This is a genomic window from Bacteroidales bacterium, from assembly GCA_029210725.1.
Classification (GTDB): Bacteria; Bacteroidota; Bacteroidia; order Bacteroidales.
Window position 1 is genome coordinate 114479 of sequence record JARGFM010000005.1, and the last position, 25661, is coordinate 140139.

Here is a 25661-nt window from a genome sequence, read left to right on the forward strand (position 1 = left end):
GGCCATCATTTTCAATGATGAAGTTAAAAGAAGAGATAGAAAGGCGAAGAACCTTTGCCATTGTTAGTCACCCGGATGCAGGTAAAACCACCCTGACCGAGAAGTTTCTGCTTTTTGGCGGAGCCATCAATGTGGCCGGAGCCGTAAAATCCAATAAGATCAAGAAAACAGCCACCTCCGATTTTATGGAGATTGAGAAGCAGCGGGGAATCTCTGTGGCCACCTCCGTGATGGGCTTTGAATACGGTGGTAAAAAAATAAACATCCTGGATACTCCCGGCCACGAGGATTTTGCCGAAGATACATACAGGACCCTGACGGCTGCAGACAGTGTTATTATTGTGATCGATGCAGCCAAAGGAGTAGAGGCGCAAACCAGAAAACTGATGAATGTATGCCGGATGAGAGAAACCCCGGTTATGGTTTTTGTCAACAAACTGGACCGTCCGGCCCTGGACCCCTTTGAACTGCTTGATGAAATTGAGCAGGAACTGGAAATCCGTGTCCACCCCCTTAGCTGGCCTGTAAGTATGGGTCCTGATTTCAGGGGTGTTTACAATCGCTTCGACCAAACCTTTCGTTCTTTCGAAAGCAGCAGCAAACAGGTTATTGGCAAGCTGCTGGAGTTCCGCGACCTCGAAGACCCCTTGTTTCAGAAACATATCGCCCCGCACTCCGCCCGTCTGGCGGAAGAGCTGGAACTAATCGGCGGGGTGTATCCCGAGTTTATCAGGGAAGATTATCTTTCGGGAGGCACGGCCCCGCTCTTCTTTGGCAGTGCCCTGAATAACTTCGGGGTAAAAGATATACTGGACTGCTTTATACAGGTGGCCCCTGCGCCCGGGATCGTGCAGACGGAACAGCGGGGAATTGAACCCGCTGAAGAGAAATTTTCCGGATTTGTGTTTAAGATCCATGCCAATATGGATCCCAATCACCGCGACCGTCTTGCTTTTATTAAGGTTGTCTCCGGTATCTTCGAGCGGAATAAAACCTATATACATGTCCGGACCGGAAGAAAAATGAAGTTTTCAAGTCCCACTTCTTTTATGGCGGAGAAAAAATCCGTAATCGATGAAGCCTGTCCGGGCGATATTGTCGGGGTTCATGATACGGGTAACTTCAAGATCGGTGACGCTGTCACCGAGGGGGAGGTACTCCAGTTCAGGGGTATGCCCAGCTTTTCGCCGGAGATGTTTCGTTACGTGGAGAATAATGATTCCACGAAATACAAACAGCTGGCAAAAGGACTGGAACAGTTAATGGATGAAGGGGTCGCTCAACTGTTTGTGAGCGTTGCCAATGGCCGGAAAATTATCGGTACTGTGGGTGCGCTTCAGTTCGATGTGATCCAGTACAGGCTTGAGCATGAATATGGCGCTAAATGCAGGTATGAGCAGCTTTCCATGCATAAAGCATGCTGGATTGAGACCGCAGATGCTGAAAAGCTGAAGGATTTCAGGCTCAGAAAGTATCAGCAGCTGGCAACAGACAAGGAGGGACGGGAGGTCTACATGGCCGAATCGCCCTATGCCCTGCAGATGGCCCGGGAAAATTTCCCGGAGATCACCTTTCACTTCAGTTCGGAGTTCTGATCTGCTTCCTTCCCTCAAGGACCTCAATCAAACACCAGATCAAGGTATTTCAGGCGCAGGGCGGTCCACTCCATGAAATAAAGGAGCTCCTGATCCAGGTCGATGTTTTCACCGGCCCATCTAAAATTCTCCCGCTCAACTGCACCGCTCCTTTTAAGAAGGTCTGTGTATTGCCTCACGGGAGCCAGCAATGAATCCAGACAGAAGACCGACTCCCTGTAGTTCTCCCATTTTGATTCAAGCAGCTCCTGGAACTCACCCTCCTCCTGCTCCAGAAGTCTGTTAAAGAGCCCGTTTTCCAAAAGACCATTGGTAGAGCTCTCTTCTCCATGCCACATGATTCCCCAGGAGCCTTCCAGGTCCCATGGCAGGATCAGAAAACGGGATTGCTCCGGATACCGGGCCAGGTAGTAGTTCTTAATAATATTATCATGTGCCAGTATCAGGTTGGTGAAGAGATAGTATTCGGCCATGCAGTCGAGGTCAATCAGCGTATCTATTTTCTCCCTGAAGAGTCTATCCTCATCCAGGACTACCGTTTTCCGGAGTTCGGCAAGGGGACCCCAACACTCCTGATCATCCGGGAAGACCTGTTCCCACCCCTCCCACAAAAAGGACTCAGGAGGAGCGCTGTTATAAGTGGTAAATGCGGTTGCTCCGCCGTTCCAGTCAATGGCCTTATAGAGTACTCCTTCCGAACCGGAAGAACCTTCAGAGAGGTTTATTAAGGATTCATCCAGTTTTTCAGTGAGGCAAAACAGGCCCATATATCTTTGATTAATAAATAGTTCTACAAATTTTTCCTGGATACCCGGATGAACCGTCCTCCAGGGTGACCCGCTCTTCCGGCTCCATATCTTCTCCCAGAGCTCGAAAGACAGTTTATTCCGCATGCGCAGCTTATCCACATACATGGCATCCAGGATCCAGTTCTCTCCATAACGCATGCCCAGTATAGGAGCGGAGCGGTCCTTTTCATAGATATTCTCCCAAAGCTCCACTCCGTAGGACTTTTTCTCAAGCTGGGCCGAGGTTCTTCCCCGTATCTCGATCCCCGCATAAGTGGCATACCCGACTGTCCGGCTTCCCGGGGCATCCTTTGTGGAAAACTGCAACTCCATCCAGCTCAAGGATTTGGGTTCGTCCCGGATCGGATATTCAGTGAAAATATGGACCAGGGGCAGATTTGTAAAGAATAGTTGAAAGGTATCTGTCCCGGTATTGCTTTGCGCCACCACCCTGTATGGATGATTCACCATCACCTCCCCCAGATCATTTATTTCATCGTTAACCAGCTCCCGTCCATTTATAGAGATTGCAGAATACTCCCCAAAATTCACCTGAGGCCTGAATGAAGGGAGGGTATCGGATGGCAGGGTATAGAGCAGCATACGCTCCTGCAGATCGACGAAGGCGTTTACCCGGTCAAATTCAAAAACCCGCTTAGCGGGCACCTGCACCTCCGGATCCCGGATCACCTGCTCCTTGTAGCAGCCTCCCGTGAGGAGTGTGGTTAAAAGCAGGAGGAAGCAGGCTAAACGAATATAGTTAGAAGCAATCAAAACCGATAGGTGTAATTTACTTTGAACAGGAAGTTCATGGCTGGCTCCAGTTCCTCTATCTCATGGTAAAATCCATAGGCAAAACCCAGGCTTCCCAGCTTTCCCGGTTCGTACTTTATACCACCAAGTAAACAGAAATAATAAAACCTGGCGTTGTAATCAGGCCTGAACAGCTGGAAAATCTCCAGGGAAACAAAGGGTTCAACCCGGGCAAAGTTCTCGTACCTGATTCTGATTCGCTGTCTCACATACTTTTCGTAATCGATCCGCTGATCCATGAGTCTGAATCCTTCCACCTCCTTCTGGTATCGCAGGCGGTAGGTGATGCTTACAGGGTTCATCCGGCCTGCATACCTCAGATCCAGATGATAACGCGTCAGGTTTTCAAAGCTCCTGTCCGACTTCTTATCCCTGGTATATCTGTATCCTCCTTCCAGTGCAAAGTTTTTATTGATCCGGTAACGCAGTCCCAATCCCGTATGATAGTTATTGATCTCACTGATGTTGTGCTTAAAACGGATCTCTTCCTCCAGAGATAAAACCCAGTCTTTCCCGACTTTTTTTTCAATGGTTGCCCCCGTCCACAGGTGAAGGTCGCGAACCACTTTAAGATCCTGCGCGCCAAGCAGGTTTGTCAACAGGATCAGCAGCAGCGAAACGCCAATCCGGCTACCCGGGCCGGCGGCTTTTATATATGGATTATCTTTCATCTGTAAGGAGTTCCGGATACATGGGGTTGAGCTTGCTTACGGTCACATTTGAAAAGCTCAGTTTTAAGGTGTCGGCTTCCCAGTGCTCCCTGTTCATGTTCCATACGTCATAGACGCTGTTCTCCAGGCTCCTGGAATTTGCCACATGCATGGAGCCATGGTGGGGCATTTCGTAACAGTCGCCATACCTGATTCCAATCCCATTGCGGATAAACTGACAGGAGTCCACTTCCACCTGGTGATTTACACTGCTGTATCCCAGTTCGAGCCCCTGGCCACAGTTGATAAAGAGGGAGTTTCGGATGCGATGCAGCTTTTCCGAAGTGTGTCCACTGGAAAGAGCAGCCCCTTCATGGAAATTGGCTTCGAACCTGCAGGAGTTTATGATTACCTCCCCGCCGCCACTGGCCCCGCTGTCGAGTCCGTCATCCTTGGCATACATGAACACAGAGTTATAAATAACGGCATTGGTCTCATTCAGATACAGTCCGTCGTTATCCTCATCCCTGTAGTCATCACTGTCGTCTGGAAAGTCCGTAAAGACACACCGTTCCATAAGGAGTTCCGACTGATTCACCTGTCCCCCGGTTTTGGCTCTTTGAATCAGGCAATCGCTCAGTTCCAGGTCGCAGGAAACTGGATAGAAAATCTGACCGATATGGTCGATCATGTAGCAATGATCCAGAGCCAGTTCTCCATTTTCGCCATAGAAAAGTGCCTGTCGGCCGGCATGTCCATAACTGTAATCCCCTCCGGTGTGGAAACCGCTCCTGCTGAAAATGGTGTAAGCAGCTTCTAAACAGTTCCCGGCGGAGGTCCCGATAAAACCTCCCCAGTAGCCTTCATTCTCACTGCAGGTTACGGTGACAGGAGCCCTGGCTGATCCGGAAAAAAACAAATGTCCGTTGTTAAGGATATCAACCTCCGGGGCAATGGTGATAAAACTACCGCTGCCAATGCTCAAAGTGATGCCCTCGGGAATGTTCAGCTCACCCGGAATATGAATGTAGCTTCCGGCCGGATAGTGCCTGTCAGCGTCCAGAACTCCGCTCAGGGAGAGTGGGGTATTATTCTGGGAGTTTATCAGCAGCGGAAAGCTCCTGTTATCTATCTCCACTGCCTGTTCTCTCTGATCTTCGGGGACCTGAACAGAACCTACCCCTCTCTTGATTCTAAAGCTTTGCCGGCCGATTTGAGCATCCAGGTTATCCCCCGAAAGGGTAAGCTCTTCTCCAAGTACTGCGATCAGTGGAATGGAGATGCCTGTGGGAGCGGAAGGCGGATAAATCAATTTTACCGTCTGATCCCCCAATTCACCCTGCTCCGGCTTTGCCGGGGTCCATGGAGGTAATCCCCATTCAGTTTCTCCACGCTGCGGATCGAGGATGACCAAACGGATCAGTTCAGGATCATCCGCTTCCATGCCTTTCAGAAAGATCTCTATCCGGTAATATCCGGCTTCCTGAAGCTCCAATATGCCTTTGTCGGGATTCTCTGATCCGTTTACAAGAATCCGCTCCACTTTTTCGCCCATATAAGTACTGCAATCCAATAACATGGAACCGGTGTAGTTTTCCTTGTCGGACAGCTCATCCAGGGTCAGTTCCAGCTGAATCCGTGTGCATGAAAAGAGAATTGCAAACAGAAACAGAACGGAAATCCATATTCTTCTCACGGCTGAATCTCTTTAAGTTGTTGTTTCATCTCTGTCAGACGTTCCCTCAGGAATGCCTTTTTTTCTGACATATTTTTTTCCCAGAGCTGATAGCTTGTTTCGGTCTGGTCAAACCGGGATTGTGAAATCACCTCCTTGTTATAATAGAAAGGAATCAATTCATCCCGGGTCTGCTGGAACAAGATATCAAAATCCCCCGTATTCATTTTCTCTAGCATTCCGGCAAGTGTGTTTATATAACGGCCATAAAGATAGGGGTCCATGGCAATGATATAGTCCAGGTCATCCTCGATGGAGAATATCATTTTATCTCCGATCTCATTCAGCACATCCTGATGCGTGGGATAGCTGCGTTTTCCGAATAGGGTGCCTGTTCCCCAGGTGATCCCCACTTCATGAGGGACGGAGCGGAAAAGGTCGTCGTAGTCCCAGGGAATAATATTGAACCTGATTTGATCCTGATGGATCCGGGCATAGAGATAGACCTCATCGGTATAATCGCCATTCTGCAGCAGGTAATCAATGCCCATCTTCCGGAAATACTGGTCCAGATTCAAACGTTCGCTCAGTGCCATATACAAATCCTCTCCCTGTAGCTGAGTGAGGCTGGAATAAATCTCCTGAAAGCGATCTTCATACTCTTCCCTGGGGATCAGATGGGTGGAAGGCTCATATTCCGCATCATCAATACTGTGGTAATAACCCCGGCGCAGAATATATTCTGAACCGTTCTCCAGGTAGTACTGTTCGGGATCCTCCACCAGCAGGTATATCCCCTGGGTCTCGCTGTTTATTTTTAGTTCCACATACCTGTAGAACAAGGGAAAAATTCCCTGCTCCTCCAGGATTCCGAAAGCAATCCGGTTCTCGATATAGGTATAGTCCATGGCCATGGAAATCAGCTTAAACCTGCTGAGAAGCCGGGTTTCAAGTCCGTCCGGTCTTTCCAGGAGTATGGGCACATTCAGGAACACCGTAAAACTTTTGCGCTGAAAGCGGAGAGCGCTTTTTCCCCGGGTCCTGATCTCTTTCAGTTCCAGGGCCTGGTCGTCCATAAGAAAAGACATTCCCGTTTCAGATATGGAGTATGCGGTATCCCGGCTGTCATAGATAAACTCCTGCATTTCAGGTGAAACCCTGAGTTCAAAAACCTTATCAATCTCAGCGGGGAGTTCCATCTCCCTGTAACAGGCAGTTATTAAGATCAGGATAACGGCCGGTATAAGAATTCTGACAGGTATCATTTTTCCCCTTTTGTATTGTGACAGCAAAGAAAGTAAAAATGGTGCATATGGAGCGGTTCTCTTAGAGTATATGACTATATTCGTAACTCTCTTTATAAGTAAATATTGTATGAAAATTCATTCACCTTTCTTCGTTGTTTTTCTTTTTTTGTCCACCCTGGTTCCTGCTCAGCATCCCGACTGGGAAGGGGGATATGCAGATGGATGCACCTCCGTTACGGCAGGAAAAAGGGCCACAGCTGATGGCTCCGTGATCACCTCCCATACCGATGACAGCCATCGTACGCGTTCCTGGATGGATGTGGTCCCCGCTGCCAGCCATCCCCGCGATTTCACCACTACTATGTATCGCCGGGTCGCCTGTGACTCCTTCGCTATGCCCACTTATGGTCACGTGCCCATTGGAGAGATTCCGCAGGTCAGGGAGACCTACCAGTTCCTGAATACAGCCTACCCCTCCATGAACCAGCACCAGCTGGGGATTGGAGAGTCCACCTTCGGAGGCAGGGAGGAGCTGAAGTCCGAAGAAGGTCTTATCGACTGCCAGAGGCTCTGCCGTCTGATGCTGGAGCGATGCAAAAGTGCCCGGGAAGCCATTGAACTGGCCGGTGAGCTTACGGAAAAATATGGCTGGAACGATTACGGGGAGTGCCTGACCATTGCGGATAAGAACGAGGTCTGGCATCTGGAGATCCTGGGACAGGGAAAAGGGAAGACCGGTTCCGTGTGGGCGGCCCAGAGGGTCCCTGACGAACACGTGGCTGTTAATGCCAATGCCAGCACCATCAAGGAGATTGATCTGGAGGACAGGGACCACTTTATGGCCAGTGAGAATATTTTCAGTCTGGCTGCCGAAGCCGGATGGTGGAAGGAAGGAGAGCCTTTCCGTTTCTCTTATGTGTATGCCCCCGAAAGCCGGACCTCGCTGGCAGCAAGAAGAAGAGAGTGGAGGGTATTTGATCTGCTCGCACCTTCCATGAAACTGGATCCCAATGCTGAGAACTACCCTTTTTCTGTAAAGCCCGATACCCTGGTATCCCTGGCAGATCTCCGGAGGGTATTCTCTGACTACTACGAGGGAACCCCTTTTGATATGACCAAAGATATGCTGGTCACCGATGAGCAGGGCAGGAGCGTCATCTCTCCATTGGCCAATCCACATCTTCCTTATGATATGAACAAGCTTTTCCGGATAAACGGGGGATGGGGATGGAGAGGAGAGAGAACCATCGCCCGCTGGTATACCATGTATGCCACCATCATCCAGTGCCGCGACTGGCTGCCGAATGAGATCGGAGGGGTGGTATGGCTGGCACAGGACAATGTGGCCACTTCCATTTATGTGCCTGTTTACTGCTGCGGAAGTGATCTGCCGGCATCCTATAAAACTCCGGGCCGTCCTCATGGATACACCCGGGAATCTGCCTGGTGGGCCTTTAACCGCCTGGGAACACTTACGGCCCAGCGATGGGGAGAAATGCGTTACGATGTAAACGAGGTTTGGGATCAATGGCAGAGTGAACTGTTTGTGGGGCAGGCTTCCTTCGAAAAGCAGGCCCTTGAGCTCCACCGGAAGGGGGAAAGAGAAGAGCTGATAAATTATCTGACCAGCCATACCATGGACTGGGGCAACCGGGTGGTGGAGAAAGCCTGGGAACTGGGAGATATGTTGTGGACCAGGTATGATGAAAAATTTTAGATGAAAAGTCCTGTCAATCGTCGCGGATTTGCAAGCGATAACAATGCAGGGGTACATCCCCGGATCCTGCAAGCACTAGGAGAAGTGAATGGTGGCCATGTGATCGCCTACGGGGATGATCCATACACAGAACAGGCGAAGGCCGCTCTCAGATTGGTTTTCGGTGAGGAGGCAGAACACTTTTTTGTCTTTATCGGCACGGCCGCGAATGTACTGGGTCTTTCCAGCATTACCCAGCCCTATCATGCGGTGATCTGTCCCGATACTGCACATATTCACGTGGATGAATGCGGAGCCCCGGAAAAGTTTTCAGGGTGTAAATTACTGACCTGTCATACGCCGGACGGAAAACTGACCACAGATAAAATCGCTTCTTTTATGCATGGAATCGGCTTTGAGCACCACGTGCAGCCCAAAGTGGTCTCCATCACCCAGTCGACCGAGATGGGGACGGTCTATTCCATAAACGAGATCAAAGAGCTTGCCAGGTACACCCACGGGCAGGGAATGCTGCTTCATATGGACGGAGCCAGGATCAGTAATGCAGCCATATCGCTCGACTGCGGCTTTTACGAGATGACCGGCGGGGCAGGAGTGGATGTGCTTTCTTTCGGAGGAACCAAGAATGGGATGATGTACGGTGAGGCCGTTATATTTTTCAATAAAGCCCTTTGCGAAGATTTTAAATACCGGCGGAAGCAGGGAATGCAGCTGGCTTCAAAAATGCGTTATATTGCTGCCCAGTTCAGTGCATTTCTGGAGCATGATCTCTGGAAAGAGAACGCCAGGCACGCCAACCGGATGGCTAAGAAACTGTATGAAGCCGTTAAAGACCTGCCAGGGGTGGAAGTCACACAGGCGGTGGAATCCAATGCGGTTTTCGCAAGGATTCCTGCGCGGATAATCCCGGAACTGCAGCAGGAGTTCTTTTTCTACATGTGGGATGAAGAACGGTCAGAAGTGAGATGGATGTGTTCCTTTGACACCACGGAAGAGGATATTGACCGCTTTACGTCCCTGCTCAGTTCATTGCTCAAAGGGGGGGATTAACAGGGAACTGTCCCCGTAGCTCAGGAACCTGAAGTTCTCTTTCAAAGCATAGTCATATACCTTTCGCCAGTCCTCACCGATCCAGGCGGCAATCAGCAAAAGCAGGGTGCTGCCAGGCATATGGAAATTGGTAATCAGTCCTTCAATGGTTCTGAACCGGTAGCCGGGTACAATCATCAGATTGGTGGTGAAGTGCAACTGCTCCAGATTGTGCAACTTACAGTAAGCAATCACTGCTTCAAGACTTTCCGGAAGGGATATCTCCTGTGGAAGCTGCTCATGATCCCATTGGGCAAGGGACAGGGAGAAGGGATCGGACTGGGGCCCGACCAGAAACTTTACTCCCAGCCAGTAGAGGGATTCCAGGCTGCGTGTGCTGGTGGTGCCTACGGCGACCAGGCCCCGTGTTCTTTTCAACCACCGTTTCAGGAACTTCCGGGTCACCACCACCAGTTCCGAATGCATGGAGTGATCCCTGGCATTCTTCTCTTTTACAGGCACAAAGGTGCCAGCACCCACATGAAGGGTAATATGTTCCATAAGAATCCTCCGGCTCTCCAGCTGCCGGATCAGCTCTCCGCTGAAGTGCAAACCAGCTGTTGGAGCAGCCACAGAGCCGTTATTCACGCTGTATACGGTCTGGTAGCGCTCCCTGTCGCTCTCTTCTGCCTCCCGCTTCATATAGGGTGGGATGGGGGTGCTTCCGGATTGCTCTATAATCTCCCCGAAGGTGATCTCCGGATCCTGCCATCGGAACTGAACCAAAAATCCTTCTCCGTGCCTTTCCAATAGATGGGCCTCCAGCATGACCACTCTGCCCCTGATGCCTGTCTCCAGGGATACCGGTCCGCTTTTCCATTTCTTTACATTTCCGACCAGACAGTGCCAGGTGGCTGAATGCTTTGCCAGAAAGGCCAGCTGATAATCGGCCGGATCACAGGGTTCCAGGCAGAAGATTTCAATGCGGGCTCCGCTTTCCTTCCGGAAAATAAGACGGGCCTGAATCACCCGGGTGTTGTTAAAGACCAGCCAGGAGTCAGCCGGCAGGTGTTCCGGCAAATGACTGAAACGGGTCTGAGAAATGTTTTCCCCCTTATAGAGCAGCAATTTTGAAGCGGAACGGTCCGGGAGGGGATATCTGGCTATCCTGGAATCGGGCAGTTCATATTTGAAATTTTCAAGAAAGATAGTAGATGGCTCAGCCATGTTTCGTGTATGATCTCGGCAAAATTAACTATTTTTGCATAGTTCTTATGAAATTTTGCAGTAGTTGATCCTGTCGCTGCAGGCTTCGGCCTGTGGAGGAAAGTCCGGGCAGCTCAGGGTGCCGCACTGTTGAAAAACAGATGTCTGTGAAGGCATGGGTACAAAGAAGAAAATAACCGCCTCGTCACGGGGTAAGGGTGAGAAGGTGGGGTAAGAGCCCACCAGTGTAAGGGGTAATCCTTACAGCTGTTTGTCCTGCGGGCTGAAAGGCCATGTATACCGGCGTTATAAAAGCTACCCGCTACTGCCGGGGGGTAGGCCGCTTAGAAAAATGACAGGCATCCTGCACTGGCGGGATACAGAACCTGGCTTAACAACTACTGCATTTTTTACTCAATAACCGGCTTCTCAAAGAGAGAGTCATCCAGGGTCTTATTGTATTCGACCGATTCGAACGTAATGGTGCTGACCACCTGTCCCGCCATTTTCGTAGCCATATAGTGAGCGGTGGGAATGCCCTTCACCTCTTTATAATCTTTCATCTCCATCTCGATCTCGGTCTCCATGCCATTGGCCATCTGGGTCATCATCAGCTTGGATATCAGGGAGGTTTCCTTTGAGATACATACGATCAGCTCATCTCCCTCCGCTTTGGTGATTTTAATCATAAAAGCAGACCCGTCATCGGTGGATCCCAGCAACTCGACGGTACTCCCTTTTGCCTTATAGTCCCAAAGCGGACTGTCTATTTCAGCCTGATTTATAATGGACTTAAGTTCCTGGGTGCCGAGCTCCTGTGGCTGACTGATTCCCATGGCCGGTGCATACATCCAGCCTGTAGTGCCATTGTAAGTCTGGATAATCTTTGAGCCGGCAAAATCTGTTTCCATCCGGAGCTTGTGTGGTCTGGCCTGAAAGAGTTTGATTCCAGTTTCCATTCCCATGGCAACCAGGGTGTTTTTGCCGCTGATGGAAACAGAACTTATTTTTGACATTTTCTCCTGGCCGGAAGCCTTGAAATGATCGTTAAGTATCCTATCCAGGTCCTGTGCGGACAGGGAAATTGCAAATACAGCAATGGCGAAAGAAATAAATAGTCTGCGCATGGGAAAAAATTTTGGTTATGATCAAATTTACATATTTAATACAATATCTCTAAGCAGTGTCAGTTTTCTTAACAAATCGTCCAGATAAGCCATCTGAAGCATATTGGCACCGTCCGATTTTGCCCTGGAAGGATCGGGGTGGGTTTCCAGAAATATACCATCAGCACCCACAGCAATCCCTGCCCTGGCCATGCTTTCAATTAATTCCGGCCTGCCTCCTGTTACCCCTCCGGACTGATTGGGTTGCTGTAGCGAATGGGTAACATCCAGGATAACCGGATGTCCGAATTGCTGCATGACCGGGATCCCCCTGAAGTCAACCACCAGGTCCTGATATCCGAAGGTGGTGCCCCTTTCAGTGATCAGGACCTTATTATTGCCCGCTTCCACCACCTTATCCACAACAAACTTCATGGATTCAGGGGAAAGAAACTGTCCTTTTTTTATAGATACGGCGCAATTGGTCCTGGCACATGCCACCAGCAGGTCTGTCTGTCTGGAAAGAAAGGCCGGAACCTGGAGCACATCCACAAATTCAGCGGCCATTTTCGCTTCTTGCGGGCTATGAACATCCGTGATTACCGGTAAAGCAAATTGCTCCCCCGCTTCCTTCAGAATCTGCAGGGCCCGTTCATCCCCGATTCCTGTAAAGGAGTCCGGTCGCGATCGGTTGGCTTTCCGGTAGGAGGCCTTAAACACAACAGGCAATTGGTATTTCTCACACAAAAGGCTGATATGCTCCGCTATCTGCATGACCATATCCCTTCCTTCCACCACACAGGGCCCCGCAATTAACAAAAAACCTTCTCTGTCATAACTCCGGAGGGAGGGGATCACTTCTCTAAGTTCATTATTTGTTATCATAGCTTTTTTTCTCTTTCCACAGCCTGCTGAGCCTCTTGAGCATCTCTTCCTCTCTCGGGTTCTGTCCCGGCTGGTAGAATTGTTTCATTTTCAGATCCTCCGGGAGATAATTCTCCCTTACAAAGTGATCTTCGTAATCGTGAGCATACTGGTAGTCTTTCCCGTAACCAAGCTCCTTCATCAGAGATGTCGGGGCATTCCTTAAATGGAGAGGCACCGGAAGATCCCCCGATTGTTCTACCTGCCGCAGGGCTGCGTTAATGGCGGCATAGGCAGAATTACTCTTCGGAGATGCAGCCAGATAAATGCTGGTTTCCGATAAGATGATCCGGGCCTCAGGCATCCCGATCATATGCACGGCCTGAAAGCAGCTGGCAGCCATTAACAGCGCATTGGGATTGGCAAGTCCGATATCCTCAGAAGCCAGTATCACCAGCCTCCGGGCGATGAATTTCACATCCTCGCCACCAGCAAGCATCCGGGCCAGCCAGTAAACCGCTGCATCCGGATCACTGCCACGGATCGATTTGATAAATGCAGAGATAATATCATAGTGCATCTCGCCGCTCTTATCATAGATGGCCATGTTCTCCTGTAAGCGATCGGTGACTATCTCATCGGTGATCTCCAGAACATGCTCTTCGCTGAACTCTTCCCCGGAGCTTTCCGATTTAACCACCACCTCCAGGGTATTAAGCAGTTTCCTGGCATCTCCGCCAGAATACTTAAGCATGGCTTTGTTTTCCAGGATCACGATTTTCAGTTTCTTCAAATAAGGATCCTTATCCAGCGCTCTTTGGAGCAGGGTCTCCAGGTTCTCCCTGGATAGAGGATTCAGGATGTAGACCTGACAGCGGGAGAGCAGTGGAGAGATCACTTCAAAAGAAGGATTTTCGGTGGTAGCTCCAATTAAGGTAACTATGCCCTGCTCCACCGCACCCAGCAGGGAATCCTGCTGGGATTTTGAGAAACGGTGTATTTCATCGATAAACAGGACCGGATTCGGCTTATTGAAAAACTGGTTCTTCTTAGCCTTCTCTATGGTTTCCCTAACATCCTTAACGCCAGACTGAACGGCACTCAAGCTGTAAAAAGGACGATCCAGCTGTTTGGAGATTATACTGGCCAGAGTAGTTTTTCCCACACCAGGAGGTCCCCAAAGAATAAATGAACTGAGCGAACCCGAGAGCACCATTTTGCGTATAACTGCATTAGAGCCCACCAGATGTTCCTGTCCGATGTAGTCGTCCAGTCTGTTTGGACGCATTCGATCGGCAAGGGGCTGGTTGGGAAACTGAAACGCAGGAGACATATGCAAATTTAGTTTTTTTTATTTTTGACGCGAAAGTAAAGCAGAATATGATGAAACGAATCAACAGACAATGCCGGATATGGATGGCAATTATTTTAGGAGCTTTATGGAACCCCCTTTTGTCGCAGCCCCTCTCCCTGGATTTCATCTACGGGGGCGTTGAAGATGCGGAGATTATCCTGCAGGAGTACCTGAAACCCTATGCCAACATACTGGGATCGGACCTGAATGCCGGATGGTACAATACAGCCAGGCCGCATAAGCTCGGAGGCCTGGATGTAACCGCCACGGTAAGCTGGGCCAAAGCACCGGCTTCAGCCCTCTCCTATGACCTGGGAGTCCTGGACCTGAATGGAACCGTGGATCCAAATCCGGGCACCATGGCTCCGACAATTGCAGGCGAACAGGAAGAGCGTCCCCGGATTTCATACAGCGAGGTGCTCGACCTGGGTGGAGGAAATATCGAGGAGATCGAGTATTCCAGCTTCAGGGTGCCCGATGGTGCGGGAGTTGATTTTATTCCGCTTCCCATGGCGCAACTGACTGTTGGGCTTCCCTTTGGAACGGATGTTTCGGCCCGTTTTGTGCCCAACATAGGCTATAAGGATTACGGAGAGATCGGTCTGTGGGGAGTGGGAGGGAAACACTCCATCTCCCAGTGGCTCCCTTTTATAAACAAACTTAAATTCCTCGATATCTCGGTGCAGGGTGGCTATACAAAAGTGACCTCATCGGTTCATGTGGTGGTCGAACCCCAGTCCATTGTAGAGGTGGATAACTACCCCGATTTTGACTGGGACGACCAGTTTTTAACCCAGAAAGTGGAAGGGTGGACCGTTAACCTGATTGCCTCGCAGACCCTTCCCATTATCTCTTTCTACCAGGGCATTGGCTATGCCAGCTCCAGCGTGGATTTACTGATGGAGGGTCACTATCCCATCCATTCGGTCATCCTCGATGAGTCCAGTCCCGATTTCGGAAGAGTTACTTACGAAATACTGGAAAACCCTATTGAAACCCACTATAAAAACTTCAACAACCTGCGAATGAATGTGGGAGCCAGGATTAAACTGGGTGTGCTGACTTTACATTACGATTTTACCTATACCCTCTATGCCACCCAGTCGGTGGGAGTCGGAATCAGTTTCAGATAATCAGAAGCCGTTCAGGTCCATGGTGACCGTTGGGATCAGCAGGAGCCAACCCAGCACAATCAGGATGGCCATAAAAGGCAGGACCCATTTGAGCCACTTTTCATAGGGAATCTTAGCCACTCCCAGTACACCGATTAATACCGGAGAGGTGGGAGTGATCATGTTGGTGAAACCATCGCCCAGTTGAAAAGCCATTACGGTGGCCTGGCGGGACACTCCGATCAGGTCGGAAAACTGGGACATGATGGGCATGGTCAGTGCCGCCTTTGCAGATCCGCTGGGTATCACGATATTGATCAGGGTCTGGATCATATACATCATACTCACCGATGCCAGTCTTCCAAATTCCTGCATGGAGCGGGCGATATTATACAGCATGGAATCAATCACCTTCCCGTCCTCAAGTATGACCAGAATCCCTCCCGCAAGTCCGACTACCACTGCAGCTGAGAGAATATCGCGCATCCCCTCAATAAACAGTTTTGTAATCTGATTCGCACTTTTGTTCATAGCCATTCCCGAAAAAATACCCATCACCAGGAACAGGGTGGCAATTTCCTTTACGAACCAGCCATAGCCCATTACCCCTACGATCAGGTAAAAAATAGTAAAGAGCAGCATATTCAATATAAAGAAATGAACCGATTTACGGAGGGTCAGAATCCCTGAAACAGCAAACAGGCCGGCGAAAACAGGAAGAAACACAAAGGTATATTCCCTGTTGCCAATCCGCAGGGTGGACTGGGGTTCCAGGATGGCAAAGACCGTCATGCCGGCCAGCAGAACGATAAATGTGATCCAGGCCATGATGGGAGTATGGTATTCCATTTGTTCCAGATCAACTCCTTTTTTTTCCCTCCAGTAGCTGTCTGTTTCATAAACGTGGGAGGCTTCGGGTCTCTTCCTGATCCGCGCTGCGTAACGCAACACCCAGGCTATTCCTGTGAAATTTATGGCGAACCAGACAAAAAGTCTGTATTCAATTCCTGAAAAAAGAGGCAGGCTTGAAAGTCCCTGAGCGATGCCTATGGTAAAGGGATTCAGCAATGCTCCGGCAAATCCCAGCCCGGCTCCCACGAAGCACATGCTTAAACCAACAATGGAGTCGTAACCCATTGAAATAGAGAGGGGTACAAAAATGATTATAAAGGCAATAGTCTCTTCACTCATTCCAAAAGTTGCTCCAAAAATACTGAATATCAGCATAATCAGAGTGATGATCAGATTATCAACCCCCAGCCACCTGAAAAAGCTCCTCCGCTCCAGTCGCCTGCTTCGCTTCAGGAAGGACTGTATGCCTACGTCGATGGCTTTGCTGTCATTCATGATCCAGAAAGCCCCTCCAATGATCAGAATAAAAACAATGATATCCGCTTTACCGGCAAATCCGTCAAACAGAGCGCTGAATACCTGCCAGGTCTGGGGATGTTTCTCGGCTTCATGGAACGATCCTTCCACAATAACCTCCCGCATGGTTCCATTGACATTCACGTTTTCCCTTTCAAACTCGCCTCCCGGTAAGATCCAGGTTGACAATGCAGCTGCCGCGATAAAGGCAAATACAATCACGTAAGTATGAGGGATCACTTTTTTTCTGGCCATAAGCGCCTGTTTTAAGTTTACAAATATCAATGAAAATTTCGAAGGGAATAAAATTTCTTAAATTTATCCACCATAATTCTTGTCCTATGCTCCTGTTTCGCATCCTTTCCATACTTCTTCTGCTTATTACATACGCTCAGTTACCGGCTGCAGACCAGGATCTGCGCGACAGCCTGAAAGCCGCCCTCGAAGCTGATATAGCTGACTCGACCCGCTCCAGGCTTCTGTTTGAGCTGGCTGAAGAGGTGGGAGCGGCAGATACCCTGCTTTCATTTTCCTGCCTGGAAAAAGGCAGGGCGATTGCCGAAGAACTCGGGGATGTTGAAGGATTGGGAGTCTATTATAAAACACTCGGGAAGATAAAATCAAGGAGCGGACTCTATGATCAGGCCCTCCTGATCTACGATCGGGCCCTGGCCTGTTTCAATGAAGCCGGAGATCAGTTGAGTTACTTCGAGATGGTCAAAGAGATAGGGAATGTCCATCTGTTCCGGTCGGAATTTACAGAGGCCATGAACCACTATCAGACAGCCCTGGATTACTACAAAAGAAAGAATCATCAAATCGGAATCAGCCGCTGCCTGAACAATATGGGAATCATATACAAGAACAGAGGTAATTATGTGGAGGCTCTTTCGGTATACCAGGAGTCCGTGGTTTACCTGGATTCTGTTCGCAACGCTTATGACATTTCCCAGGCATATATCAATATGGGCAACCTCTTTGTTTATCTGGGCAGCTACAATCAGGCCCTGGAATACTTCAATAAAGCCCTGGAGATTGCGATCCGTCATAATCAACAGCATAATATTTCTCTTTGCCTGGCAAATTCTGGAGTTGTGCAGAACAAACTGGGCAACTATGAAGAAGCGCTGAACCTTTACCAGCGTTCCCTGAAAGTCAGCAACTTGCTTAATGACCCGGTTCAGATATCAAACTGCCTGATTAACATTGGAACCAACTATGCGGAAATGGGGGAAGCAGAAAGGGGACTAGAATACGTTCAGCAGGGAATGGACATAAAAACCGAATTGGGAGATCAGAGAGCTATTTCCAACTGCTACATCCATCTGGCTGATATCCGCACTGTCATGGCTGAGCATGACGAAGCCATAGTACTGTTTAACAGGGCGATCCCGGCAAAACAGGAGCTGAAAGACCAGGATGGTCTTATCAGGTGCTACCTGGGGCTTGGATTTAGTGCGCTGAAACAGGGACAGTTTGGCGAGTCGGCCAGGATGACCGATATGGCCCTGGAAATTGCTGAAAAGATCGGAGCGATGGAGTATATCGCCAAGGGCTATCAAATCAAAAAAGATATCGCTGTTGAACAGGGTGATTACAAGTCGGCCTACCAGTTTGCCATTGCCCATCACAGCTATAATGACAGCCTGATTGATGAAGCCAGTTCCAAAGCCGCTATGGAGATGGAGTTCAGAATGCGTTCGAGAGTGCTTCAGCAGGAGAATGAAAACCTGAGGATACAATCTAACCTCGACCAGGCTCTGGTCCGTAAAAGAACCACTGTATTTTACTCCATTCTGATCGTTGCCTCTGTACTTTTGCTTGGATTTTTACTTGTCCTGTACTTCATGCGTCGAAACAGGAAAACTTCGCGCAAACTGGAAGAAAAGAACCTGGTCATTACCAGGCAGAACCTGAAACTGGACCAGATAAACAAGACCAAGGACAGAATGATGTCGATTATTGCTCATGACCTCCGGGGAACCATCGGGAACCAGCTGACCACGGTGGAGGTGCTGAACCGGATAGAAGGGGAAAAAAAAGTGGAGATTAACCGGAAACGCCTGCTGGGAAACCTGAAAAATTCCGCCTCTTACTCCCTGGAATTGCTGGAGAACCTCCTGCACTGGTCATGCATTGAAGAAGGGGCATCCAATTACCACCCGGAAGAGGTAAAACTCAATACGCTGGTCAGCAATGTCCTTTCCCTTTACAGCGAAAGCGCCCAAAACAAGGATCTCGAATTTTCCAGGGAGTTGGATGGGATCATTAGCTGTTATGTCGACAGGATCATGATGGAAACCATTTATAGAAATCTGATTTCCAATGCCATTAAGTTTTCCAGGCCGGGAGGGAGAATTACCGTCGGACTTAAAAGGGTGGATGGCATGACTTACTTCCGGGTAAGCGATCAGGGCACAGGAATGAGTGAGGAGGATGTTCGGAAGGTTCTCTCTAATGGTGGCGTTTCGCGCCGGGGGACTGCCAATGAAAAGGGAGCGGGCATGGGCCTGATCCTGGTCCAGGAATTTACAAAAATTCACCATGGAAAGCTGAACATAAGCAGTGAAGCCAATAAAGGCTCCACCTTCGAAGTTGTAATTCCCTGCATAAATTGACTATTTTTGCCAGGCAAGGAGCTCTGCATGGATATCATTGAAACATATTCCTTAACTCTTCGGAAGGAAATTCTTTCGCACTACAGGAGACTGATGCGGGCATGTGTCAGTGAATATGATAAAAAGTCTCTGGCGCTGATCAAAAGATCTTTTGAGTTTCTGCTCTCCCATAGCAGTGAAAAGTATCAATACAAAGGGATTTACCTGCTTAAGTTTTCAGCGGGAATGGCTCAGATGACCGTCAAAGAACTCGGTCTGGATGCCATCGGGGTCTCTGCGGCACTCTTGCTGCATGCTGTGGAATTGAACCAGGTATCCCTGGAGGAGCTTGCTTCCGGCGTGGGAAAAAGGACGGCCACCGTGATCGACGAGGTATTGAAAATCAGCAAGCTGGACACCACCACCAACCAGGGACAGGCCGAAAATATGCGGAACCTGATTCTGACCCTGGCCACAGACTTCCGAGTGATTCTCCTGAAAATCGCGGAAAGGCTGTACCTGATGCGGCAGATGGAAATCCTGAATGAAAAGGAGCAGATCGAGCTTTCCTGTGAATCGCGGTTTATTTATTCTCCTCTTTCTCACAGGCTGGGGCTGTATAACGTGATGTCGGAAATGGAAGATATTTCCATGAGCATCCTTGAAAAGGAGGCATACGATTCCATTTCCCGAAAACTGAAAGCATCCACCCAGCGCAGGAACCGCTTTATCCGTGAATTTATTCAACCCCTGAAAGAGGACCTGGACCGGGAGAAATTCAAGGTGGAAATTAAAGGAAGGCCCAAAGCCATCTCCTCTATCTGGCGAAAAATGCGGAAGCAGAAGGTGGAATTTGAAGAGGTCTATGATAAGTTTGCCATACGGGTCATTATCGACACCCCTCTTAAAAAGGAGAAAGCCGATTGCTGGCGGGTTTACAGCATAATCACGGACCACTATCAGCCCAATCCGGAACGTTTGCGCGACTGGATATCTGCTCCCAAGTCCAATGGATATGAATCTCTTCATACCACTGTGGTGGTTCCGGGAGGAGAATGGGTGGAGGTGCAGATCAGAACTGCCCGTATGAATGAGATTGCAGAGAAGGGACTGGCTGCTCACTGGAAATATAAAGGCATTAAGGGCCAGGCCGGCATAGACCAGTGGATCGGGCGGGTCCGGGAGACTCTTGAGAACTCGGAACTAGACCCCTCCAATCTTATGGAGGATTTGCAGTTGAGTCAGTTCAGTAAGGAAATATTTGTATTCACCCCCCACGGAGATCTGAAAAAATTTCCGGAGAACGCCACGGTACTGGACTTTGCATTTGATATTCATACAGATGTGGGAGCCTCCTGTGTGGGAGCCCGGGTCAATAATAAGAATGTGCCCATCCGCTATCGCTTGAAAAACGGAGATAAGGTGGAGATCCTGCGCTCCAAAAACCAGAAACCAAAAATGGACTGGCTCAATGTGGTGGTTACCTCCAAAGCCAAAGGGAAAATTAAAGTAGCCCTTAAAGAGGAGAAACTGAAAGAGGCGGAACACGGTAAGGAGATCCTTAAAAGAAGATTCAGGAACTGGAAGGTTGAATTTAACGACAGCAGTATCCGTAAGGTGATCAAGCATTTTAAGTACCGGGATGCCATAGACCTCTATTTTGATGTGGCCACCGACCGGATTGAACTTCGTCAGATTAAGGAATTGCTTACAAGCGTTGAGAAAGCAGCTGAAATCAGACCTGAAAAGATTGAAGAGGAGGCGCTGGATCGCTTGGCTAAGACAGCCTCCATAAATTCCGGAGATTTCCTGGTAATCGATGATAAGTTGTCCAATGTGGAGTATAAACTGGCCCCCTGCTGCAATCCCATACTGGGGGATGCCATTTTTGGCTTTGTAACCATCAGTTCAGGGATCACCATCCACCGGACCAACTGTCCCAATGCACAACAAATGCTCTCGCGCTATGGATACAGAGTCGTGAAAGCCCGCTGGAATAACAGTGAGAAAGGGGCTTTTTTCCCGGTGACCCTCCTGATTACCGGATTGGATGAGCTGGGAATCGTCAGCAATATTTCAGATGTAATCTCCAGGGACCTCCAGGTAAATATGCGTTCCATCTCCATTGATTCTAATGACGGGATGTTCGAAGGGAGTATCACCCTGCAGGTAAAAGACACCCGGCACCTGGAAGCTCTTGTTCGTAAATTGAAAAAAGTGAAGGGAATCCTGAATATCAAAAGGCTGGATGCTTAATAACGGGGATCGGGTTTGTAAGGGAGCCTGGCCATCTTTTCGACAGTCATCCCGGGAAATCCGAACTCTTCTGTAATTTCACCATAAAGCAGGTAAATGCCGTCCCCCCGGTAAGGGTAACGCTTCAGGGAATCAGGAAAGTTGACCACATCAAAAAATTCACCTTCCACATCCAGAAAAGTGCCGAAGTTCATCCATTGCTTCTGTTTGGTACGCACGTGCTTCACCGTTACCAGATTCCCGATCATGCGCACCTTTTTGCCCACCTTTCCCATCATCTGATGCGAAAGTATCTCTCCCCTAAAACTAGTCTGAAGCAGCTCAAAAGCGGGGATACTCACTGTAAATCCGAGGATTTCCAGCTCATCGTAACTGTTCTCCAGAGAGGTCTGCTCCAGTCCGGGCAGGGTGAATTCCCGCTTCTGCACCGGAAATAATTCTCTCACAAGGTCCCTTTTCCTGCGCTTTCCAAGCAGCAGATGGGCATCCCACAGCAGCTCTTTTTTGCTCTTCCCGGTAAAGCGAAGTGCAGAGACCCGGATCAGGATAATGACCTGCTCCAGACCCAGGGGCACACGCTCCAGGAAATCTTCCAGGCTTTGATACTCTCCATGTTGCTCTCTCTCCCGGGTAATTATCTCCGCTGCCAGCTGCTCCAGGCTCTGAATATGAATAAAGCCGATGAAAATATCCTTATTGCTTATGGACGTTTTATAATCGCTCCTGTTGACGCAGGGCAGGTGGATAATGCCTCCCCAGCGGCGTGCTTCATTAAAATAGACCCAGGTCCGGTAATATCCCCCGAAATTATTGATGACCGCAGTCATGAACTCCAGGGGATAGTGGGCCTTCAGGTAGAGCGACTGGAAGCTCTCCACCGCAAATGAGGCCGAATGGGCCTTGGAAAATGAATAAGCGGCAAAAGAGCTGATCTGTCGCCACACCTCCCGGGTCAGACTGTCGGGATAGCCCCTCTGCCGGCAATTTTCGAAAAAGCGATCCGCGATCCGGTCAAATTCCTTTCGGGACCGGTACTTCCCGCTCATAGCCCTTCGAAGCACATCCGCATCGGCCAGGTCGAGGCCGGCAAAATGGTGACAAATCCTGATCACATCCTCCTGGTAGACCATCACCCCGAAGGTCTCCTTTAACTGCTCTTCCATAATGGGATGGAGGTATTCAAAGGAGCCGGGGTGATGGAACCTGTGGATATATTCACGCATCATCCCGGATTGTGCCACACCCGGACGGATGATGGAACTGGCGGCCACCAGGGTGCGGTAACTGTCACAGCGAAGTTTGGTGAGTAATCCGCGCATAGCCGGACTCTCAATATAAAAACAGCCATTGGTTTCACCCGACTTCAGCTGTTCCAGCACCCTGTGGTCCTTTTTAAACTCATCCACCCGGTGCACATCCACTTCCAGCCCGCGGTTCCGGCGAATAATCTCTGCACACTCCTTAATATGCCCGATACCCCGCTGACTGAGTATGTCCAGTTTCTCGAAGCCCAGTGTTTCGGCCACATACATATCCCACTGGGTGGTGGGAAGCCCTTTGGGAGGCATATCCAGTGCCGTATAGGTGCTCAGGGGTTCTTCGGAGATCAGCACCCCTCCGGCATGGATGCTTCTCAGGTTGGGGAAGTCCATCAGGCGGCTTCCCACTTCAAAAATATTCCGGGTAATGTGATTCTCATTGAGAGCATTCCCGGGATCCTTTACCAGCAGGTCAATTTCTTCCTTGGGCAGTCCGTAGACCTTGCCCAGCTCCCTGAAGATGGAGCGGTCCCTGAAGGTGGAGATAGTCCCGATCAATGCCGTATGTTTGCGCCCGTACCTTTTAAAGATATAGTCGAGCACCTCATCCCGTTCCTTCCACGAAAAATCGATATCAAAATCGGGGGGGCTGGTCCTTTTAGGATTGATGAAACGCTCAAAATAAAGGTCCAGATCAATGGGATCCACATCCGTGATCCGCAAACAATAGGCCACAATGGAGTTGCCTCCGCTACCGCGTCCCACGTGGTAGAAGCCCCTGGACATGGAGTAGCGGATCACATCCCAGGTAATCAGGAAGTAGGAGGAGAAACCAAGCCTGTCAATAATCTCCAGTTCGTGCCTGATCCGCTTCAGGGCCTCCGGATTCCTGCGCCCGTAGCGATACTCCATTCCATCCATGGCCAGTTTCTCCAGCAGGACCTTGTCGTCCTGCGGGGTCCCGGTAAAGGTCTTTTTGTTCTTGACCGTGGTAAAGTCAAAATCAATCCGGCAATCCTTGACCAGCTCTTCTGTGTTCCTTCGGATATGAGGTGCTTCGTCGTAGGCACAGCGCAACAAATCCGGGGAGAGCAGAATTTCACTCTCATCTGCCATCTGGCCCGGCTTTAGCTGGCTTAGCAACATATTGTGGTCAATGGCCCTCAGATGGCGGTGCAGTGTATGGTCGCTTTTATGAAGAAAGCTTACCGGATGCCTTATCACCAGTCTGGAATGCTCCCGGCTCCAGGGCGAGGTGAAGAGCCTGTTCAGTTCCCCCGGCTTCACCCCGATGAGCTCCTGCTCATGCAGCCTGGCCCCCGCACTCTTTCCCTGCCAGGGATTATTGCTGAAATCGTATATGAACCATACATCCCCCAGGGGTGGGGCACGTTCGGGAAGGGGCAGCCCCGAATGGTTGTGATAAGAAAGAAAACTGTTCAGCTCCCTGTAACCATGCGGGTTCCGGGCAATTCCTGTGTAAAGATACTGGTCGCCATTACGATATTCAATCCCGCCCATGGGATGAATCCCGTGCTGCTGACAGGCTCTTACAAAATCGACCATACCCGTGGAATTATTGATGTCGGTCAGGGCCAGCGTTTCGATCCCCATTCCGGCTGCATTTTCCACCAGAGTCTCCACCGCCATGGTTCCGTACCTCAGGCTATAATATGAGTGACAGTTTAAATACATTTACCTGTACCAGTAGCGGAACCTCCGGTTCTTCAGGTTGTCAATCTGCTGGCGGTTTCCCGGAGAAGAGATGCTCAGCTCTTGCTGTGACCGGGCAATCTGTTCTTCCAGGTTGCAAAGCTGTATGCCACTGGCCCTCCGGATCGAATCGGAACCATAGCGCCTGCGCAATTTGTCCAGCGCCAGGTAGAGATGGACCATCTCCGAAGTATCTTCGAACAGGTTCAGCTGCTGAACACCCCGTACCAGTCCGGAGAAGCGAAGCCCCACCAGGCGTATCAACATACGGCGCTGATAAAGCCGGTCAAACAACTCTCTGGCCACAGGCATCAGCACATGATCGAAGGAGGTATATGAGATCCGCTTCTGCAGAGTATGAGTATCAAAATTTGAATAACGGATCTTCACGGTCACTATGGAGGTGAGTTTTTCCTCTTTCCGCAGCTGGAAAGCCAGCTTCTCTACCATGGAGGTGAGCAGATCGCCGAGCCCTGCGATATCCATGGTATCCTGCTGAAAGGTCCTTTCGCTCCCGATGGATTTACGCTCAGAGTACTGGACCACAGGAGCCGGATCAATGCCATTGGCCTTCTTCCAGATCACCAGACCATTCTTTCCCAGCAGGCTCTCCATCATTTCCATGGGAATCTGCCCCAGGGTACCGATAGTGGCAATACCCATGGACCGCAGAAGGTGGAAAGTGCGGTTCCCGATCATGGGCATCTTTCGAATAGAAAGAGGGAAGAGGAAGCTCTTTACATGTTCATCGGCAACCTGAATCTCCCCATTGGGTTTGGCCTCGCCGGTGGCAATCTTCGAAACCGTCTTGTTCACCGACAAACCACAGGAGATGGGCAGACCTGTCTCTTTGATAATACGCTGCCTGAGTTCATGGGTCCACTGCATGCAGCCGAAAAAGCGGTCCATTCCGGTAATATCCAGATAGTGTTCATCAATGGATGCTTTCTCATACATGGGTGCCTCTTCTGCAATAATCTCGGTAACTATTTTTGAGTGCCTGCTATAAGCATCCATATCCCCCCTGATCACAATGGCTTCATTGCAAAGAGAGCGTGCCATCTTCATGGGCATGGCCGAATGCACTCCGAACTGCCGGGCTTCATAACTGCAGCTGGACACCACACCCCGGTCCGATATCCCCCCAATGATCACGGGCTTCCCTTCCAGCGAGCTGTTCATCAGGCGCTCCACAGATACAAAAAATGTATCCAGATCCATATGTACTACACTTCGTGTCATTTTTTTTACTATATTTGATTAGAATATAATCATTATTATGATTACAATATAATCATAGGACCTGTTTTAT

The 25661-nt window shown here is 49.6% G+C and carries 17 protein-coding genes and 1 other RNA gene; 7 read left to right on the forward strand and 11 right to left on the reverse strand.

All coding sequences use genetic code 11. The features are described from left to right. Positions 1-14: 14 nt before the first annotated feature. Positions 15-1595, forward strand: coding sequence for a peptide chain release factor 3 (locus P1P86_04405; GenBank protein ID MDF1574418.1), 1581 nt, complete (start codon positions 15-17; stop codon positions 1593-1595). Between the two features lie 23 nt (positions 1596-1618). Here the strand turns inward: P1P86_04405 and P1P86_04410 are convergent, their stop codons facing one another. From P1P86_04410 to P1P86_04425, 4 genes are read right to left on the reverse strand one after another with little or no spacing between them, the layout of a single operon-like run. After that, positions 1619-3157 (reverse strand): CotH kinase family protein, encoded by a 1539-nt coding sequence (locus P1P86_04410; protein MDF1574419.1) that lies wholly within the window; start codon positions 3155-3157, stop codon positions 1619-1621. After that, complete coding sequence (locus P1P86_04415) at positions 3154-3867, reverse strand: DUF2490 domain-containing protein (GenBank protein MDF1574420.1); 714 nt, start codon at positions 3865-3867, stop codon at positions 3154-3156. The genes P1P86_04410 and P1P86_04415 overlap by 4 nt, the downstream gene beginning before the upstream one ends. After that, a complete protein-coding gene (locus P1P86_04420) occupies positions 3857-5542 on the reverse strand; it encodes a hypothetical protein (GenBank protein MDF1574421.1) in 1686 nt (561 codons plus the stop codon). Before P1P86_04420 ends, P1P86_04415 begins: the two co-directional genes overlap by 11 nt. Beyond that, positions 5539-6786 (reverse strand): CotH kinase family protein, encoded by a 1248-nt coding sequence (locus P1P86_04425; GenBank protein MDF1574422.1) that lies wholly within the window; start codon positions 6784-6786, stop codon positions 5539-5541. Before P1P86_04425 ends, P1P86_04420 begins: the two co-directional genes overlap by 4 nt. Positions 6787-6895: 109 nt before the next feature. Between P1P86_04425 and P1P86_04430 the strand changes: the two genes are divergently transcribed. Next, a complete protein-coding gene (locus P1P86_04430; protein MDF1574423.1) occupies positions 6896-8485 on the forward strand; it encodes a C69 family dipeptidase in 1590 nt (529 codons plus the stop codon). Further along, positions 8486-9535, forward strand: a complete 1050-nt coding sequence (locus P1P86_04435) for a low specificity L-threonine aldolase (protein ID MDF1574424.1) — start codon at positions 8486-8488, stop codon at positions 9533-9535. Here the strand turns inward: P1P86_04435 and P1P86_04440 are convergent. Next, complete coding sequence (locus P1P86_04440; protein MDF1574425.1) at positions 9512-10741, reverse strand: S-adenosylmethionine:tRNA ribosyltransferase-isomerase; 1230 nt, start codon at positions 10739-10741, stop codon at positions 9512-9514. The two genes, P1P86_04435 and P1P86_04440, sit on opposite strands and share 24 nt — an antisense overlap. A 57-nt stretch (positions 10742-10798) precedes the next feature. Here P1P86_04440 and rnpB point away from each other — a divergent pair. Beyond that, positions 10799-11129: RNase P RNA component class A (rnpB, locus tag P1P86_04445), an RNA gene on the forward strand. Between the two features lies 1 nt (position 11130). On the opposite strand, the gene P1P86_04450 is transcribed toward rnpB, so the two are convergent. Genes P1P86_04450 through P1P86_04460 form a run of 3 tightly spaced genes read right to left on the reverse strand, consistent with a single transcriptional unit; the run spans position 11131 to position 14023 of the window. Further along, a complete protein-coding gene (locus P1P86_04450) occupies positions 11131-11847 on the reverse strand; it encodes a hypothetical protein (GenBank protein ID MDF1574426.1) in 717 nt (238 codons plus the stop codon). A gap of 27 nt (positions 11848-11874) precedes the next feature. Further along, the gene (gene kdsA, locus P1P86_04455) at positions 11875-12711 is read right to left on the reverse strand and encodes a 3-deoxy-8-phosphooctulonate synthase (protein MDF1574427.1); all 837 of its coding nucleotides are present in this window, start codon (positions 12709-12711) and stop codon (positions 11875-11877) included. Then, positions 12698-14023, reverse strand: a complete 1326-nt coding sequence (locus P1P86_04460; GenBank protein ID MDF1574428.1) for a replication-associated recombination protein A — start codon at positions 14021-14023, stop codon at positions 12698-12700. Before P1P86_04460 ends, kdsA begins: the two co-directional genes overlap by 14 nt. Positions 14024-14106: 83 nt before the next feature. On the opposite strand from P1P86_04460, the gene P1P86_04465 reads away from it, so the two are divergent. Then, on the forward strand, positions 14107-15177 hold the full coding sequence (locus P1P86_04465; protein MDF1574429.1) for a hypothetical protein: 1071 nt from the start codon (positions 14107-14109) through the stop codon (positions 15175-15177). Here P1P86_04465 and P1P86_04470 read toward each other — a convergent pair whose 3' ends face one another. Continuing rightward, entirely contained in the window at positions 15178-16779 is a 1602-nt protein-coding gene (locus tag P1P86_04470; protein MDF1574430.1) for an AbgT family transporter, read from the reverse strand. An 86-nt stretch (positions 16780-16865) separates the two neighbouring features. Between P1P86_04470 and P1P86_04475 the strand changes: the two genes are divergently transcribed. Both P1P86_04475 and P1P86_04480 read left to right on the forward strand, forming a co-directional pair. Beyond that, a complete protein-coding gene (locus P1P86_04475; protein MDF1574431.1) occupies positions 16866-19142 on the forward strand; it encodes a tetratricopeptide repeat protein in 2277 nt (758 codons plus the stop codon). Between the two features lie 6 nt (positions 19143-19148). After that, positions 19149-21377, forward strand: a complete 2229-nt coding sequence (locus tag P1P86_04480) for a RelA/SpoT family protein (GenBank protein ID MDF1574432.1) — start codon at positions 19149-19151, stop codon at positions 21375-21377. Here the strand turns inward: P1P86_04480 and dnaE are convergent. Together dnaE and dinB are read right to left on the reverse strand one after the other, a co-directional pair. Further along, a complete protein-coding gene (dnaE, locus tag P1P86_04485; protein MDF1574433.1) occupies positions 21374-24331 on the reverse strand; it encodes a DNA polymerase III subunit alpha in 2958 nt (985 codons plus the stop codon). The two genes, P1P86_04480 and dnaE, sit on opposite strands and share 4 nt — an antisense overlap. Next, positions 24332-25591, reverse strand: a complete 1260-nt coding sequence (dinB, locus tag P1P86_04490) for a DNA polymerase IV (protein MDF1574434.1) — start codon at positions 25589-25591, stop codon at positions 24332-24334. Positions 25592-25661 lie beyond the last annotated feature (70 nt).

What these genes read in the sequence shown, in the direction of transcription:
- P1P86_04405 (MDF1574418.1), top strand. Translation starts at nt 15, where the DNA reads ATGATGAAGTTAAAAGAAGAGATAGAAAGGCGAAGAACCTTTGCCATT.
- P1P86_04415 (MDF1574420.1), bottom strand. Translation starts at nt 3,867, where the DNA reads ATGAAAGATAATCCATATATAAAAGCCGCCGGCCCGGGTAGCCGGATT.
- P1P86_04425 (MDF1574422.1), bottom strand. Translation starts at nt 6,786, where the DNA reads ATGATACCTGTCAGAATTCTTATACCGGCCGTTATCCTGATCTTAATA.
- P1P86_04430 (MDF1574423.1), top strand. Translation starts at nt 6,896, where the DNA reads ATGAAAATTCATTCACCTTTCTTCGTTGTTTTTCTTTTTTTGTCCACC.
- P1P86_04435 (MDF1574424.1), top strand. Translation starts at nt 8,486, where the DNA reads ATGAAAAGTCCTGTCAATCGTCGCGGATTTGCAAGCGATAACAATGCA.
- P1P86_04440 (MDF1574425.1), bottom strand. Translation starts at nt 10,741, where the DNA reads ATGGCTGAGCCATCTACTATCTTTCTTGAAAATTTCAAATATGAACTG.
- P1P86_04450 (MDF1574426.1), bottom strand. Translation starts at nt 11,847, where the DNA reads ATGCGCAGACTATTTATTTCTTTCGCCATTGCTGTATTTGCAATTTCC.
- kdsA (MDF1574427.1), bottom strand. Translation starts at nt 12,711, where the DNA reads ATGATAACAAATAATGAACTTAGAGAAGTGATCCCCTCCCTCCGGAGT.
- P1P86_04460 (MDF1574428.1), bottom strand. Translation starts at nt 14,023, where the DNA reads ATGTCTCCTGCGTTTCAGTTTCCCAACCAGCCCCTTGCCGATCGAATG.
- P1P86_04465 (MDF1574429.1), top strand. Translation starts at nt 14,107, where the DNA reads ATGGCAATTATTTTAGGAGCTTTATGGAACCCCCTTTTGTCGCAGCCC.
- P1P86_04470 (MDF1574430.1), bottom strand. Translation starts at nt 16,779, where the DNA reads ATGGCCAGAAAAAAAGTGATCCCTCATACTTACGTGATTGTATTTGCC.
- P1P86_04475 (MDF1574431.1), top strand. Translation starts at nt 16,866, where the DNA reads ATGCTCCTGTTTCGCATCCTTTCCATACTTCTTCTGCTTATTACATAC.
- dnaE (MDF1574433.1), bottom strand. Translation starts at nt 24,331, where the DNA reads ATGTATTTAAACTGTCACTCATATTATAGCCTGAGGTACGGAACCATG.
- dinB (MDF1574434.1), bottom strand. Translation starts at nt 25,591, where the DNA reads ATGACACGAAGTGTAGTACATATGGATCTGGATACATTTTTTGTATCT.